This is a genomic window from Cognatundibacterium rugosum (genome assembly GCF_014284365.1).
GTDB classification, from domain to species: Bacteria; Pseudomonadota; Gammaproteobacteria; order Burkholderiales; family Burkholderiaceae_D; genus Undibacterium; species Undibacterium rugosum.
The window spans coordinates 85742-101436 of record NZ_JACOGG010000009.1 but is presented as its reverse complement, the minus strand read 5'-3'; the positions used below and the strand labels follow the sequence as shown (position 1 = coordinate 101436).

The 15695-nt window shown below is 51.8% G+C and carries 10 protein-coding genes and 1 other RNA gene; 6 read left to right on the top strand and 5 right to left on the bottom strand.

What is annotated here, in order from left to right; genetic code table 11:
- Window positions 1-4: 4 nt before the first annotated feature.
- From H8K47_RS10200 to gyrA, 4 genes are all read right to left on the bottom strand, one after another.
- Complete coding sequence (locus H8K47_RS10200) at window positions 5-922, bottom strand: prephenate dehydrogenase (RefSeq protein ID WP_186881297.1); 918 nt, start codon at window positions 920-922, stop codon at window positions 5-7.
- 7 nt (window positions 923-929) lie between these two features.
- On the bottom strand, window positions 930-2003 hold the full coding sequence (pheA, locus tag H8K47_RS10195) for a prephenate dehydratase (protein ID WP_186881296.1): 1074 nt from the start codon (window positions 2001-2003) through the stop codon (window positions 930-932).
- A 363-nt stretch (window positions 2004-2366) separates the two neighbouring features.
- Window positions 2367-3467, bottom strand: coding sequence for a 3-phosphoserine/phosphohydroxythreonine transaminase (serC, locus tag H8K47_RS10190; RefSeq protein WP_186881295.1), 1101 nt, complete (start codon window positions 3465-3467; stop codon window positions 2367-2369).
- A gap of 3 nt (window positions 3468-3470) precedes the next feature.
- Window positions 3471-6122 carry a DNA gyrase subunit A gene (gyrA, locus tag H8K47_RS10185; RefSeq protein WP_186881294.1) on the bottom strand — a complete coding sequence of 884 codons (2652 nt, stop codon included), beginning with the start codon at window positions 6120-6122 and terminating at the stop codon, window positions 3471-3473.
- Window positions 6123-6965: 843 nt separating this feature from the next.
- Between gyrA and ompA the strand changes: the two genes are divergently transcribed.
- From ompA to H8K47_RS10160, 5 genes are all read left to right on the top strand, one after another.
- Window positions 6966-7625 (top strand): outer membrane protein OmpA, encoded by a 660-nt coding sequence (gene ompA, locus H8K47_RS10180; RefSeq protein ID WP_186881293.1) that lies wholly within the window; start codon window positions 6966-6968, stop codon window positions 7623-7625.
- Between the two features lie 324 nt (window positions 7626-7949).
- The gene (gene ubiG / locus H8K47_RS10175) at window positions 7950-8654 is read left to right on the top strand and encodes a bifunctional 2-polyprenyl-6-hydroxyphenol methylase/3-demethylubiquinol 3-O-methyltransferase UbiG (protein ID WP_186881292.1); all 705 of its coding nucleotides are present in this window, start codon (window positions 7950-7952) and stop codon (window positions 8652-8654) included.
- A gap of 81 nt (window positions 8655-8735) precedes the next feature.
- Window positions 8736-9413 (top strand): HAD family hydrolase, encoded by a 678-nt coding sequence (locus H8K47_RS10170; RefSeq protein ID WP_186881291.1) that lies wholly within the window; start codon window positions 8736-8738, stop codon window positions 9411-9413.
- A gap of 47 nt (window positions 9414-9460) precedes the next feature.
- Window positions 9461-9820: a transfer-messenger RNA gene (gene ssrA / locus H8K47_RS10165) on the top strand.
- Between the two features lie 343 nt (window positions 9821-10163).
- Window positions 10164-13313 carry a fibronectin type III domain-containing protein gene (locus H8K47_RS10160; protein WP_186881290.1) on the top strand — a complete coding sequence of 1050 codons (3150 nt, stop codon included), beginning with the start codon at window positions 10164-10166 and terminating at the stop codon, window positions 13311-13313.
- A 274-nt stretch (window positions 13314-13587) separates the two neighbouring features.
- Here H8K47_RS10160 and H8K47_RS10155 read toward each other — a convergent pair whose 3' ends face one another.
- Window positions 13588-14520 carry a LysR family transcriptional regulator gene (locus tag H8K47_RS10155; RefSeq protein WP_186881289.1) on the bottom strand — a complete coding sequence of 311 codons (933 nt, stop codon included), beginning with the start codon at window positions 14518-14520 and terminating at the stop codon, window positions 13588-13590.
- A gap of 118 nt (window positions 14521-14638) precedes the next feature.
- Here H8K47_RS10155 and H8K47_RS10150 point away from each other — a divergent pair, with 118 nt between their 5' ends.
- On the top strand, window positions 14639-15643 hold the full coding sequence (locus H8K47_RS10150; RefSeq protein WP_186881288.1) for a sodium-dependent bicarbonate transport family permease: 1005 nt from the start codon (window positions 14639-14641) through the stop codon (window positions 15641-15643).
- Window positions 15644-15695: the final 52 nt, after the last annotated feature.

The window sequence follows — 15695 nt, the reverse complement described above, 5'->3', positions numbered from 1 at the left end:
GCGCTCAGTCACCGCCCTCCACTTTTTGTTTCTCTGCCGTTTCTATGGAATTAATCCAGTTATGGCGCGCACGCTGCGCATTGGCATACATGGCCTCAATTGCTGCGCCGTCAGCCTGGAGTAAATGGCCGCGCAGCCTTTCCAGCGTCTGCGTATACGAATCCAGCTCCTGCAATAACGCGCTGCGATTGGCAAGCGTGATATCGCGCCACATTTCCGGGGATGAGCCAGCAATGCGCGTGAAGTCGCGAAAACCGCTGGCTGCATACTGAAACAAACGCTCTGCATGCGCTTTGTTGGCCACGTCATCGACCAGCGCATACGCCAGCATATGTGGCAAATGACTCACCGCTGCAAACACTGCATCATGTTCAGCAGGCTGCAAATGATGAATCACGGCGCCACAATAACGCCAGGCTTGCTCCACCAAGCCGACAGACTGCGCGCTGTTTTCCGGCAGGGCTGTGATCACCAGTTTTTTGCCCGCGTACAAATCGGCCAATGCTGCCTGTGGTCCATTCTGTTCGCGACCGGCGATAGGATGAGCGGGTACAAACTGGCAGATTTTATCGCCCAACGCCTGCCGTGCTGCACTCACCACATCAGCCTTGGTACTGCCGGCATCGGTCACTACGGTATGCGCTTCCAGATACGGCAAGATGGATGCCAGGATGTCGAAGGTTTGTGCAACCGGCGCCGCGATCAGTATCAGGTCGGCATCGCGACAGGCATCCTGCACCGAAGCAGCAATCACATCAATAATGCCCGCCTGCAGTGCCACGTCAAGCGAAGCCTGGCTGCGGCCTACACCTGCGATCTGTGCCTGCACGCCAGCTTTCTTTAAGCCCAATGCAAACGAACCGCCAATCAGTCCCACACCGAATAGGGCGATTTTTTTCAATACTCTGCTTTGTTCAGTCATCCGCAGCTCACAGGGTGCAAGGGTAAGAACCCAATACCTTAAAGAAGGCCGCTTTGTCATTTAGTTCCGCCATCGCAGCAGCGACTTTTTCGTCCTGTACATGACCTTCTACATCGACATAAAAATAATATTCCCAATTACCGGTACGGGCCGGACGGGATTCAAAACGGGTCATGGAAACACCATGTTTAGACAGCGGTGCCAGCAAGTGATAGACCGCACCCGCTTTATTTGGTGTCGCCAACACGATAGAGGTCTGGTCTTTGCCACTAGGCGTAGTATGCAGGCGACCGATCACCGCAAAACGGGTGCGGTTATGCGGATCATCCTGGATATGTGCACTCACGATGCCTAACTGGTACTGAGTACCTGCGATTTCACTCGCAATCGCCGCTACCGTTGCGTCGCCACTGGCCATGCGTGCTGCCTCGGCATTCGATGCCACAGCCTGCCGTTCTATATGCGGATAATGCTGATTCAGCCAGGCCTGACACTGTGCCAGCGCCTGAGAATGCGCACAGATACGGCTGACACCATCCATATTACCCGTGCGTGTCATCAGACTGTGTTGCACCGGTATCGCCAGCTCGCCACTGATCGCCAGACTGGTTTGCAGCAGTAAATCGAGGGTGCGGTTAATCGCGCCTTCAGAAGAATTCTCTATCGGCACCACGCCAAAATCGGCGGTACCCGCTTCCGTGGCACGGAATACTTCATCGATCGATACGCATGGTAAAGCCAGGATGGCATGCCCGAACTGCTTGTACACCGCCTGCTCACTGAAGGTACCAACTGGCCCCAGAAAAGCGACAACCACACGACGCTCCAGCGCACGACAGGCAGACATGATTTCACGGAAAATCAGTTGTATATCCGCACTGGCCAACGGACCCGGATTGCGTTCCGCCACACCGCGCAATACCTGGGCTTCCCGCTCAGGACGAAATACCGGCGCATTGGTTTCTGCCTTCACATGACCAACTTCTTCCGCCACCCGGGCGCGCTGATTCAGCAAGTCCAGAATTTGGGCATCGATAGCGTCAATTTTCAGACGCAAAGGGAGTAATTTATTATCGCTCATACATGACCTAAAAACCGTTACAGGACTTACCCAAAACAGCCCCAGCAGCGTTATGGCGCTTTATCGTACATCTGTACTGCCTGCGTCACCAAGCCTTGCCGGAATAGTTTTTCGTCAGTCCTGCTTTTTATGAATAATACAGAGCAGGCATGGCCTGCTCCTTCAAGTTACGATTGCCTCACCAGTCTTTTGGTCTGGTTCAGCAGCGCCACGGTTTCCAGGTGATGGGTATGCCATGCTCAGAAAGGGCTGCCGGTTGAGGACAGAAATCCAGGACTCAATTCACACCACAGCACTATGCGAGCCAGCAGCGCGATCTCAGTTGCTCTCAGCTTAAATGAGATACAGCGGAGTCCTACAACATCAGGAATGCGTATGCGCAAATTCCTGCATGAAAGCCACCAGCGCCTGTACGCCTTCCAGTGGCATTGCGTTATAGATAGAAGCACGCATACCGCCCACTGATTTATGTCCCTTCAATTGCAGCAGCCCCTGCTCTTTGGCAGCACTTAGGAAATCTGCATTCAGCGACTCATCGCGCAGATAGAAAGGAATATTCATGCGGGAACGGCAATCATGCACCACGCGGTTTGCGTAAAAATCGGTGGAATCCAGATAATCATACAACAGCTTAGCTTTGGCGATATTACGCTGCTCCATCGCAGCCACACCACCCTGGCGTTTTAGCCATTGGAATACCAGGCCTGCGATGTAGATCGCATAGGTTGGCGGGGTGTTATACATAGAGCCATTGTCAGCGATGGTCTTCCAGTCAAAGGCCGATGGACAATAAGGCAGCGCACGTCCCAACAAATCATCACGCACAATGGCAATGGTCAGGCCAGCAGGGCCTATGTTCTTTTGGGCTCCGCCAAAAATCACGCCATAACGCGACACATCGACTTCGCGCGACAAAATATGGGAAGACATATCAGCGACCAGCGGCGCGCCATTGGTCTCCAGACTGACATCCGGTGTGGTATGGAATTCTATGCCGTCTATGGTTTCATTGGTGCAGACATGCACGTAAGCCGCATCTTTGCTTAAGCGCCAGCTGTCACGTACAGGTATCGCCGTAAAACCATTGTCAGCGGCTGACGCAACGACATTCACCTTGCCATACTTTTGCGCTTCCTTAAGTGACTTGCCACTCCATGAACCGGTATGTAAGACGTCGATTGTCGCATCAGGCGACGCGCCCATCAGGTTCATGGGCACAATCGCATTTTCGCCGAGTCCACCGCCCTGCAGAAACAGAATCTGGTAATTCGCCGGCACCGCCAGCAAATCACGCAAGTCCTGTTGGGCAGCGTCCATGATGGACATGAACTCGGCACCACGATGACTCATCTCCATGACAGACATGCCACTGCCACGCCAGTCCAGCATTTCTGCAGCAGCCTGCTGCAAGACTTCTTTAGGTAATACCGCAGGGCCAGCTGAGAAATTGTAGATGGTCGTCATGATTTACTCCGCCGCATCGGCCCCGTCTGAAGCAGCAGCGTCAGTTGCTGCCGACACGTCCAACGCATCCGGATCTGCATCAGTTTCAACGATACGCTGCAAGCCGGACAAGCTGGTGCCATCTTCAACTGCAATCAGAGTCACGCCTTGGGTAGCACGGCCCATTTCACGAATTTCCGAGACACGGGTACGGATCAGCACACCACCGGTGGTGATGAGCATGATTTCGTCGCTGGTATCCACCAGTGTCGCCGCCACCACTTTGCCGTTGCGCTCAGAAGTCTGAATCGCAATCATCCCTTTGGTACCACGTCCATGACGGGTGTATTCGGTAATCGGCGTACGTTTACCGAAGCCGTTTTCGGTGGCAGTCAGTACCGATTGCTGTTCATTTTCAGCGACCAGCAATGCGATGACCTGCTGACCTTCATCCAGATTCATACCGCGCACGCCGCGTGCCGTACGGCCCATAGGACGCACATCGTTTTCATCGAAGCGGACCGCTTTACCTGCATCGGAGAACAGCATCACATCGTGCTTACCATCAGTCAGTGCTGCACCGATCAGGAAATCACCTTCATCCAGATCGACAGCAATAATGCCGGCTTTACGCGGATTACTGAAGTCAGTCAACGGTGTTTTCTTCACGGTACCAAGGCTGGTAGACATGAACACGTAATGGTCTTCAGGGAAGCTGCGGTTGTCACCCGACAAAGGCAGAATCACGGTGATTTTTTCGCCATCCTGGAGCGGGAACATATTCACGATAGGCTTACCGCGCGAAGTGCGCGAACCTTGTGGAACTTCCCACACTTTGAGCCAGTACAGACGGCCGCGATTACTGAAGCACAGGATGTAGTCATGGGTATTGGCGACGAACAGCTGTTCGATCCAGTCATCATCCTTGGTTGCTGTCGCCTGCTTGCCACGACCACCGCGCTTCTGCGCGCGGTACTCAGACAAAGGCTGAGACTTCATATAACCAGTGTGCGACAAGGTCACCACCATATCTTGCGGCGTGATCAGATCTTCGGTTTCGAGATCGGTCGCATTGTGTGTGATTTCAGAGCGGCGCACATCTTTATTGCCTTCGCCGTATTCATTACGCGCCACGGTCAGTTCATCAGTGATGATGACTGTGACACGTTCAGGCTTAGACAGAATATCCAGCAAATCGGCAATTTCAGCCATCACGTCTTTGTATTCATTGACGATCTTGTCTTGTTCCAGTCCAGTCAGGCGTTGCAAACGCATTTGCAGAATTTCCTGTGCCTGGTCATCAGACAATTTATACAGGCCATCAGGCTGGATACCATAATGCTTAGGCAGGTTTTCAGGGCGGAATGCCTCAATACCCCCCGGATTATCAGCCGCAGTACGGGTCAGCATTTCACGTACCATGGAGCTGTCCCAGGCACGCGTCATCAATTCCTGCTTCGCAATCGGCGGTGTCGGTGCGGCTTTGATAATCGCGATGAAGTCATCAATATTTGCCAGCGCAACTGCCAAACCTTCCAATACATGACCGCGTTCGCGTGCTTTGCGTAATTCGAACACAGTGCGGCGCGTCACCACTTCACGACGATGCGACAGGAAACAAGACAGCATTTCCTTCAGGTTCAGCAACTTAGGCTGACCATTGACCAGCGCCACCATATTCATACCGAAGGTGTCTTGCAGCTGAGTCTGCTTGTACAGATTATTCAGTACGACATCCGGCACTTCGCCACGTTTGAGTTCAATGACTACGCGCATGCCGGATTTATCAGACTCGTCGCGAATATCAGAAATACCATCGAGCTTTTTATCACGTACCAGTTCAGCGATACGTTCCAGCAGAGATTTTTTATTGACCTGGAAAGGCAACTCATCCACGATCAGGGCTGTACGATTGTCTTTGCCAAACTCTTCAAAATGGGTCTTGGCACGCATCACCACGCGACCACGGCCAGTGCGGTAACCATCGCGCACACCGGATACGCCATAGATAATGCCGCCGGTAGGAAAGTCTGGTGCAGGAATGATCTCGATCAATTCATCGATCGTGCACTCCGGATTGCGCAGGACGTGCAGGGCACCATTGATTGTCTCAGTAATGTTATGTGGCGGGATATTCGTCGCCATCCCCACCGCAATACCGGAAGCACCATTGATCAGCAGATTCGGGATACGGGTAGGCAGTACAGAAGGCTCTTTTTCTTTGCCGTCGTAGTTAGGAACGAAATCGACCGTTTCTTTTTCGATGTCTGCCAGAATTTCATTCGCGATCTTATCCAGACGGCACTCGGTGTAACGCATCGCCGCCGCATTGTCGCCGTCGATAGAACCGAAGTTACCTTGACCATCGACCAGGGTATAACGCAGCGAGAAGTCCTGCGCCATACGAACCAGCGTATCGTAAATGGAGGCATCACCATGCGGGTGATACTTACCCATCACTTCACCCACCACACGCGCGCATTTTACAAACGGGCGGTTGTAGACATTATTCATTTCATGCATCGCGAACAGCACGCGGCGATGCACTGGCTTTAAGCCATCACGCACGTCCGGCAAAGCCCGCCCAACAATCACGCTCATTGCGTAATCGAGGTAGCTTTTGCGCATTTCTTCTTCAAGGGAAATCGGGAGTGTTTCTTTTGCGAATTGATCCATTGGCAGGCCGGCAAATTAGAGCTTGGTTAATTGGCAACATTCATATGCTGGGTAACTACAGGATAATGCAGGCAAATATCAGCCAGTCTGTCAGTTCGCACACCTGTTCAGGCGGGGAGCCACCATATCGCTGAGGCTGCATTATTAAAGCCCCTAACATATTGACGTTTAACTCTTGATTCTAACATGGCTAAGGCGTCTCAAGCGGCATAAATGACAAAAGCAGACTTCATCCGCCCCACGTCCCTGAGTACCGCAGACAATCACCACTGCAAATGCTTACCGGCACACAAATAAAGCCCTCGCACAAATGCACAGCAAAACAACGGATTTTGAGATGAATACCTGCATCTGATTGGCAAATTGAAGATTTGAACTAATATAAAAACCAAATCTTTTTCAATTCAACACACGCTACACAAACTGACAAAACCGATGTGTCATTCGTGCTCAGTAGCAGCGATCCATTCAGTACAGGCCGCAACAAAAAAAAGAATTTAAAATCAGATTAAAATACTGCATCGCAGCATTTTTTATTAGCCAAGCAGGATTTCAGGCTCTCAAAAAACGGCTTTTTAGTTACCACTAATACATCATTTGTGGATTACTACGCTTAAATCACTTAGAATACGTTGTGAATACACGACATATTTAACTAAGTGTTACTTTATGGTTTTATTCATATGGCATTCGACTGCATTCTCTATGGCAGAATGCTTCTTGATTGATAGAAAGCTTGTTTGACGAAATAGTAATGTCATCAAGCCCGTGGTATCATCTGGTTTTATGCAGTATTTTGCGCAGTTTATCTGCGGTAATTAAATCTCACCCGAGAGGAGAAATATGAAAATTTTAGTTAAGCTCGTTATCGCAGCGTCCGCAGTTGCATCCTTTTCTGCTGCCGCGCAACAAGACATCAAAGCAGCTACACCAAACAGCGCATACGTTCAGGATGCACGCGGTGTAATCGCTCGTGACGCATTCGGTCTGTGCTGGCGCACTGGCTACTGGACACCTGCTGATGCAGTGCCAGGTTGCGACGCTCCTCTGGTTGTTGAAGCGCCTAAAGCAGCTACACCACCACCAGCTCCAGTAGTTGCTCCAGTTGAAGCACCGAAGCCAGCACCGAAACCAGCACCAACCTCTGAAAAAGTCACTTTCGCAGCGAGCGCACTGTTCGACTTCGACAAGGCTGTTCTGAAACCAGAAGGTAAAACTCAGCTGGACGACATGGCATCCAAATTGAAAGCAATCAATCTGGAAGTTGTGATCGCAGTTGGTCACACTGACTCTGTTGGTAAAGATGCATACAACCAAAAACTGTCCATCCGTCGTGCTGAAGCAGTAAAAGCATACCTGGTCAGCAAAGGTATCGAAGCTAACCGTGTTTACACTGAAGGCAAAGGCAAAACACAACCTGTAGCTGACAACAAAACAGCTGAAGGCCGTGCTAAAAACCGTCGCGTTGAGATCGAAGTTGTTGGTACACGCAACGTAAAATAATCAGTCTCTGATTGTTTGAAAAGCCCCGCTTCGTGCGGGGTTTTTTATTTTCCTCAAAAAATAAACACACCAAAGATGCAGCCTCTGTGCCGCAATGCACGTATCATCACAACAGAATTCCCACTTTTTGCTGAATCATTTTCATCGGTGCAGGATTTTTTTTTATGCACAGCTGCCAGGGTCGCCGATAAAAATATGGATGTTTTCTGCGGTAACGCAGACGCTGCGACTTTCATTTCAGGCAAAGTAAGCGGCTGCCGCGCGAATCGCCTACAATACGCTTTTTGCCTCTCGCGCCAATAAACTGCGCCAGTCAAACTTACCATGTCTACCTTGAACGCCGATCCAGCAGAAATTCAAAAATTCAGTGAACTCGCTCACCGCTGGTGGGACCCCAGTTCAGAATTCCGCCCTCTCCATGAAATTAATCCTTTACGTCTGGAATGGATTAACCAACGCATACCATTAGCAGGTAAAAATGTGATTGATGTCGGCTGTGGTGGTGGCATCCTGGCAGAATCGATGGCTAAAAAAAGTGCGTCCGTCACTGGCATCGATTTATCGGAAAAAGCCTTAAAAGTCGCCGATCTGCATAGCCTGGAATCGGGCGTGCAGGTACGCTACAAACTGATCGCCGCTGAAGAAATGGCTGAAGCAGAAGCTGGGCAGTTCGATGTCGTGACCTGCATGGAAATGCTGGAACATGTACCCGATCCAGCCTCTATCATCCGCGCCTGCACCAAACTGGTTAAACCTGGTGGTCATGTGTTTTTCTCCACACTGAACCGCAATCCTAAGTCTTATCTGTTCGCCATTATTGGTGCCGAATATTTGCTGCAAATGCTGCCTAAGGGCACACATGATTATGCGAAATTCATCACACCAGCCGAACTGTCTCAGGATATCCGCAATGCAGGCCTTGAGCTCAAAACAATGAAGGGCCTGGGGTACAACCCTTTCACCAAAATGTACTCACTCAATAACGACACCAGTGTCAACTACATGGTCGCCTGCGTACGTCCAGCCTGAGTTCCCACTGCTGAACGACCGGCCAAGCCCGCTGCTCGCTCAGCTATCGTCTGATCACTGATTTTTCCTTCGTCATCACCTATGCGTATTCCATCAGCCATATTGTTTGACCTCGACGGCACCCTGGCCGATACCGCCCCCGATCTGGCTGCCGCCGTCAATACCATGCGCAGCCGCCGCCATCTGGCACCTGTCCATTATCTGACTTTGCGCCCTCAGGCATCCGCAGGTGCACGCGGCTTATTGCAGGCAGGTTTTCAGATCACACCGGAGCATCCGGATTTTGAAGCAATGCGCACGGAATTTCTTGAGCAGTATGCATCCGCGATTGCCATCAACAGCAAATTATTTGAACACGTACCCAGTCTGTTACGCGGCCTGGATTTGCTGGCACTGCCATGGGGCATCGTGACCAATAAAGCTAAGCGTTTCACGACACCACTGATTCCTCAGATCGACTTGCAGGAGGCCCGCTGCGTCATCTCTGGCGACACTACGCCGCATGCAAAACCACATCCCGCCCCCTTGCTGGAAGGCGCAAGGCAATTGGGCGTGCGCTCACAAGACTGTTGGTATGTTGGTGACGACTTGCGTGATATTCAGGCGGCTGAGGCCGCAGGTATGACCAGTATCGCTGCCGCCTGGGGTTATTGCGGTGCCACCGAACCGGCACATTGGAAGGCAGATGCGATCGTCGACAGCCCACTGGAACTACTAGAACTGATACGCGCCAAACTGCAGCAGAAAAAACCTGCCTGACAAGCTTGGACGCGAAGTCCCGTAATAGGTTATACTAGCAGGGCTTTGGGGTCGACCAGGTTTCGACAGGGGTTGCAAAGCAGCGCAGGGCATACCGAGGCCAGACTACCTCGTAAATACAATCTGAACTATATAACTGCAAACGATAATTCGTACGCATTAGCCGCTTAATACCGGCTAACCTTACACCACCTCTTCCCTAGGGTGGGCTGGCAACAGCAGTAAGGACATTCATAGGGAATCGTCTTGAACCGGGTTACTTGGCGCAAGATTAAACTTAAGGTAACTCGCTACATTGCAGCGTGTGCGTCCGCGTCAATGTGGTTAAATCAAATGGCAGCACTAAGTATGTAGAACTGTCTGTAGAGTGCTTCTGGACGCGGGTTCGATTCCCGCCGACTCCACCAGAATACGAAAAACCAAGCGCTGGCGCTTGGTTTTTTTTTCGTCCGTTACAGTGATATCCTGCTGATGTGGATCAGCCTCAAATAACCTGCAATAAGGCGGGCAAATCTGCCTTTCGTTGTCCAGCTTACACATCCTTACACATTCACCGCTTTCTTTCACCAAAGTGCAATAGGAAAAAAACGTTTCCTTTTGTAATCTTCATTGCTGCCCGGAATTTCCTGCGGCAGGATGCATGCTTGAAATTCTTTAGCGCTATTTTCCACTATTGCGGAAACTAAGATTCTATTTTGCTACGCTTTTCAGGTCATTCTTGCCTGATTTCGTCTTCCTCAGAGGTCTGTGATGAAACCTACCCTACAATTATTGACTACAGCTTGTCTTGCGCTCACTCTCAGTGCCTGCGGTGGCGGTGGTGGCGCTACCTCAGATACGCCAGCCAGCAGCGGCGCGACCGCTCAGGCACCGGCTACCGTCAGTGGTGCGACCGTGCAAGCGAGCTCCGATACCACGATCACACTGAACTGGCAGGCAGTCGCTGGCGCCAGCTACTACGAGGTATGGCGCAATAACATTAACCCGCAAGACCCGGCAGCGTTCCAATTAGTTTCACGTCCTAACAGCAATAGCTATCAGGATTCCAATCTGGTACCCGGCACCGACTATGCATATCGCCTGCATGCCTGCGCCAGCACTGGCTGCTCTAAACCTTCTGAATTAACAGGTAAGACCAAGGCTAAAGGAGTGACTGTCGCAACACCTGCAGTCCCACGTGCCACAAAAATTGAAACCACCCAGATCAGCCTGGAATGGACCGCCGTGGACGGTGCGTCCAGCTACAAACTCGAAAGAAATGGTCAGCTGATCGCAAATGGCGCCGATATCCGTCAGGTCACTTATCTCGATAGCGGGCTGACGGCAGCAAGCAATTACAGCTATCGTTTGCAGGCTTGCAATACCAACACCTGCTCAGACTGGAGCACGGCACTCAGTGTGCAAACGCTGGCAGAGGTAGTGACCCCACCTAAACCGCCAGTCGCGCCAGCGGTACCGACAGCGCCCAGCGTGGTCGTCAACAATAGCAGCAGCCTCACTGTATCGTGGAGCGCGGTCAGTGGAGCGAACCGGTATGTCCTCAAGCGTAATGGTGTGCAAGTGGGCGGCGACAAACTAAGCGCACTCAGTTTCCCTGATGCGGGACTGATACCAGGCACGGCTTACAGCTATCAGTTGCAAGCCTGTGCCGATAGTCTGTGTTCCGATAACAGTCCGGCGACCACAGCGAGTACCCGTGCAAGTTACAAAATTACCCTGAGCACCAGCGGCTTTGACAATAGCTCCGGCAGCAACCTGAGTCTGGTGGTGGATGGCTATGACGATACTGGATGGGTGCGCGGCGCAGAAACGATTTCGGGCAATGGCAGTGGAACCAGTTTTATTCCTGTGCTGAACGGAGAAAAATATGGTGCGACGATTTCTGCGCAGCCTGCCAGCGGTCAAAGCTGCAGCGCCAGCCCGACTGGCCGGACTTCAATTGCCAATAGCGATGTGACGATCAGCATCAATTGTTTGACACCGGCAGTCCTGAACTTTGCTGAAGCCAGCAAATCCGTGGTCAGCGGCGTGGCTGGCACAGCGATACAGGCGGCAACTGCAAAAACCCTGAGCGGTTCAACGCTGAACACCTTTGCGATCCGCTACAGCAGCAGTAATCCAGCGGTCGCCACGGTTGATGCCGTGAGTGGCAATATCAGCGCCCTGAACACGGGCACCACGACTATTACTGCAGGCTTACCGGCTGATTTGTACACTGCCACTAGCGCCAGCTATACCCTGACAGTGACACCTGTGGTGGCCAAAACTAGGCTCGCCACCATGGAGCTGGCACAGGTGCTGGCACAGCGTCCGGGCAGCAAATACCAGACTCTGATACCGAATCGCGACTTGCTGGTACGTGCTTATCTGTATGCACGCAGTGCGGATGCGGTCACACCGGCCACTAACGTAAAAATCGGTGGAGAGCAATTCGCAATGACTTGTCCGGCGAAATTGCCAGCCGACGACAGCAGCAATGCGATTTCCTACACGCTGAATCAGCATTGCTACACGACTATCCCGGGCCGCCTGATCAAATCCGGTGCCGCTATGGATATCGTGACCAGTGACGGTCAGTCACTGTCTGCCAATCTGGTGGTCAATGATGCCAATACGATCCGTATCACCATGGTGCCCTTGATCATCAATGGACAAACTGCACAAATCCCGACAGCAGAAGTGTTAACCTCCGTAGTCAAGCGCCTGATGCCATTCGCGAATGTGGTCGTCACGGTTCATGCGCCATGGGCACCGGCGGGCACCTTTGATGACAGCCTCAGCGGCAAGGATCAAATGGGCCAGGTACTGAGTTTGCTAGACAAACTGCGCGTCAGTGAAAAAAGTAGCGACCATTACTACGGCATGGTCCCGTGGATGAAATGGAGTGGTACCACCGGTATCGGTTACGTTTCCTATCTGACTGCGATCGGACGTGATTTGCGTAGCGGTGCAGATGCAACCGATGAAACCATGATACACGAAGTCGGACATAACCTGAGCCTGTCGCATGCACCTTGTGGCGGCCCTTCTGGTCCTGATCCTTATTTCTCGACAGATCCTTTGCCTTGGCCTAACTCAGATAAAGCGCAGCTCAGCGAAGTACCACTGTACAACCAGGGCGCCGGCATCTTGTCATCACCGGGTGTACTGGGTTCACGCTCACCGGATCTGATGAGTTATTGCGGCGGCAAACTCTGGTTCTCAGAATACAGCTTCAATAAAATGTCCGGCCATATTCGAGGAAAAGCCGACTATAAAGCGGTGGCTGGGAATCAGGTCGCGGCGAATCAGATCGCAGCCAATCCGGCAGCTGCACAAAACATGATGATGATTTCAGGTGATCTGAATGGCGGTACATTTAATCCATCACCAGTACAATTCCTAGGCAGCGGCTATACCGCGAATACAGAAGGCGGTGAGTATCAGTTGAAGATCGTCAGCAGTGATGGCAAAACCACCTTGCGTCGCTTCACACCACTGCAGTTGGATCATGCTGGCAGTATGCATGTATCCGTCGTATTGCCATCGATTGCAGGTATCGTCAGTATCGATGTGCTGAAACAAGGTCAGCTGCTGCCAAAAGCTGGCGTGCTTAATGCAGCCGCTGCACAGCCTAAAGCCGCAACTGGATTGAAATTATCAGCAGATGCAGCTCCCGTCACGGCACAGGCATTGACGACGAATCTGACGGCAAGCAGCCTGCGTATACGCTGGAATCATCTGCAACAGCCATGGTTAAGCGTGATCCATATCGCAGCCAATGGGAAGCGCACTGCGCTGGCACTGTCTGTTACAGACGGTGACCAGCGCCTGTCATTGCAACAACTGCCAGCAGGCGGCAGCTTGCAAATCAGTCTCAGCGATGGGCTCAATAGCAGTGTAATTACCTTGAAACGCTAAGACATTGAATACAATATCATGGTTTCCGCCTTTTAAAAATTCATACAAAAATTATTAAACTAAGCAAGACCAATTCAGGCCGGGAATTTATTCCCGGCTTTTTTTCTGACACACAAAGTTTACTTACTCAGTGAGCGGCAATCCATATTTTCCGGCTGCGCCAGGGCCTGTTGACATTGAAATTGCGAGATGTAATTTCAATGTCAACAGGCCAGAATATCTGACTGAAAGATGTAACACAGCATCAGCCTATACATCAAAAAAACAATAATGGTCAGAGTAGAACATCGTGCCTGCCGACAAAGGCTGAGCCCTCACTTTCCCGGGTGCTAGCCTGCAGATAGCTCAAAAATTTCTGCGCTACCGGCGTCAGGCGTTTGCCTTTTGGATAAACAATGTACCAGTTAGAATGGATAGGAAAACCGGCTACCGGCAATTCCAACAAAGACTCATCCACCAAATGTTCGCCCAGTGCATGCTGGGATAACACCGCGATACCCATCTCTGCTGCCACCGCCTGCTTGATCGCCTCATTACTCCCCAGCTCCAGTCGGACCCGGGCTTGAAAGCCCTGATCAGAAAAATAACGGTCACAAGCCAGCCGCGTGCCTGAGCCTTTTTCACGCAGAATAAAACGTTCATGTGCTAAATCACTCAGCTTCAGGCGTTTTCTGGCTGCCAGCGGATGGCTCACCGCGGCAATCACACGCAAGGGATTTGGCAAAAAAATCTCCTGCTCAATATCCAGATCTTTAGGTGGCATAGACATGATGGTCAAATCATCGCGATTCTCACGCAAACGCTGCAGCACGCCGTCGCGGTTTTGCACTTCAAGTGCGATATCTATCTCAGGAAATTCGCGGCAAAACGCACCCAGCATGCGCGGCACGAAGTACTTGGCAGTGCTCACCACCGCCAACCGCAAACGCCCCTGGGTCAGGCCTTGCATGGCAGCGATTTTCTGACCAAACACTGACCATTCCTCGGTCATGGCGCGCGCTGCGATGGCCAGCTCTTCACCAGCCGCAGTGATATACAGTTGTTTGCCTATCACCTCATATAGTGGCAAACCTACCGCATCCTGCAAATCACGCATTTGCATAGAGACTGTGGGTTGCGTCACATGCATGCTGTGGGCGACTGCGGTCAGGCTACGCAATTCCACCAGCGCCAAAAATAGCTTCAATTGACGGAAAGTCACATTCATAGATTTTCACTGATGATAAACACGATAAAAATTGATTTTACCTGATAGCTGACCTTCCCTATCATGCGCCTCAATTCCACTCTGTAACGGCGCCCCAACCTACTGCGCCCTCGCCATCATGAACAGCCTACTTGACCCAGCCATCCTTTTTTTTGTGTTCGGCATTTTTGCCGGGCTGATACGCTCTAACCTGGAAATACCAGCGCAGATTGCCCGTTTTTTATCACTGTATCTGTTGATGGCACTCGGTCTCAAAGGTGGCTTTGCACTGTCTCATTCTGGCCTCAACTGGGACATTGCGCGCAGTCTGGGGCTGGCAATCAGTCTCGCTCTGATCGTACCCACGCTTAGTTATCTGGTGCTGCGCAAGCTGGTGTCAGGCTTTGACGCGGCAGCGCTGGCAGCCACCTATGGCTCCGTCAGTGCGGTCACTTTTATCACCGCCACCCAATATCTGGAAAAACACGGACTCAGCTACGGCGGTCATATGTCGGCGGCGATGGCGCTGATGGAATCACCGGCCATCGTATTTGCCGTCTTACTTGCCAACACCTTGCGCCAGGCAGCGCCCGCATCCACTGTGAGCGCACAAACCGGGGTGGAGCCAAGACCCGCTGCATCTTCCAGCATAGGCAAAATCGTGCATGAATCGCTGACCGATGGCGCACAGTTGCTGCTGATCGGTGCCATGCTGGTTGGCATCCTGAGTGGTGACACGGGTAAGGCTGCGATGCAGCCTTTTTCCGGTGATCTGTTCAAGGGTATGCTGGCATTTTTCCTGCTCGACATGGGCCTGAAAACCGCGCGTAGCCTGCCTGAGCTGCGTGACAAGTCACCTTTGCTGCTGGCCTGGGCCGTTCTGGCACCGGTCTGTCACGCAGCACTGGCGCTGGGTCTGGCCTGGCTGTTACAGATCTCTGCCGGAGATGGCGGACTTCTTATGGTGCTGGCTGCGAGTGCCTCGTATATCGCTGTGCCTGCGGTATTGCGCTACGCCGTACCTGAAGCATCGCCCTCACTGTATTTCAGCCTGTCTTTAGGACTGACCTTCCCGATCAATATCTTGTTTGGGATTCCGTTTTATCTGCAGACCGCACAAAGCGTACTGGGTGGCGCTCACTGAACTGCCTGGCATAAAAAAATAGTCAGCCTATGATGCGCAATGGATGAGTAGG

What these genes read in the sequence shown, in the direction of transcription:
- ubiG (WP_186881292.1), top strand. Translation starts at nt 7,950, where the DNA reads ATGTCTACCTTGAACGCCGATCCAGCAGAAATTCAAAAATTCAGTGAA.
- H8K47_RS10170 (WP_186881291.1), top strand. Translation starts at nt 8,736, where the DNA reads ATGCGTATTCCATCAGCCATATTGTTTGACCTCGACGGCACCCTGGCC.
- pheA (WP_186881296.1), bottom strand. Translation starts at nt 2,003, where the DNA reads ATGAGCGATAATAAATTACTCCCTTTGCGTCTGAAAATTGACGCTATC.
- serC (WP_186881295.1), bottom strand. Translation starts at nt 3,467, where the DNA reads ATGACGACCATCTACAATTTCTCAGCTGGCCCTGCGGTATTACCTAAA.
- H8K47_RS10150 (WP_186881288.1), top strand. Translation starts at nt 14,639, where the DNA reads ATGAACAGCCTACTTGACCCAGCCATCCTTTTTTTTGTGTTCGGCATT.
- H8K47_RS10155 (WP_186881289.1), bottom strand. Translation starts at nt 14,520, where the DNA reads ATGAATGTGACTTTCCGTCAATTGAAGCTATTTTTGGCGCTGGTGGAA.
- H8K47_RS10200 (WP_186881297.1), bottom strand. Translation starts at nt 922, where the DNA reads ATGACTGAACAAAGCAGAGTATTGAAAAAAATCGCCCTATTCGGTGTG.
- gyrA (WP_186881294.1), bottom strand. Translation starts at nt 6,122, where the DNA reads ATGGATCAATTCGCAAAAGAAACACTCCCGATTTCCCTTGAAGAAGAA.
- ompA (WP_186881293.1), top strand. Translation starts at nt 6,966, where the DNA reads ATGAAAATTTTAGTTAAGCTCGTTATCGCAGCGTCCGCAGTTGCATCC.
- H8K47_RS10160 (WP_186881290.1), top strand. Translation starts at nt 10,164, where the DNA reads ATGAAACCTACCCTACAATTATTGACTACAGCTTGTCTTGCGCTCACT.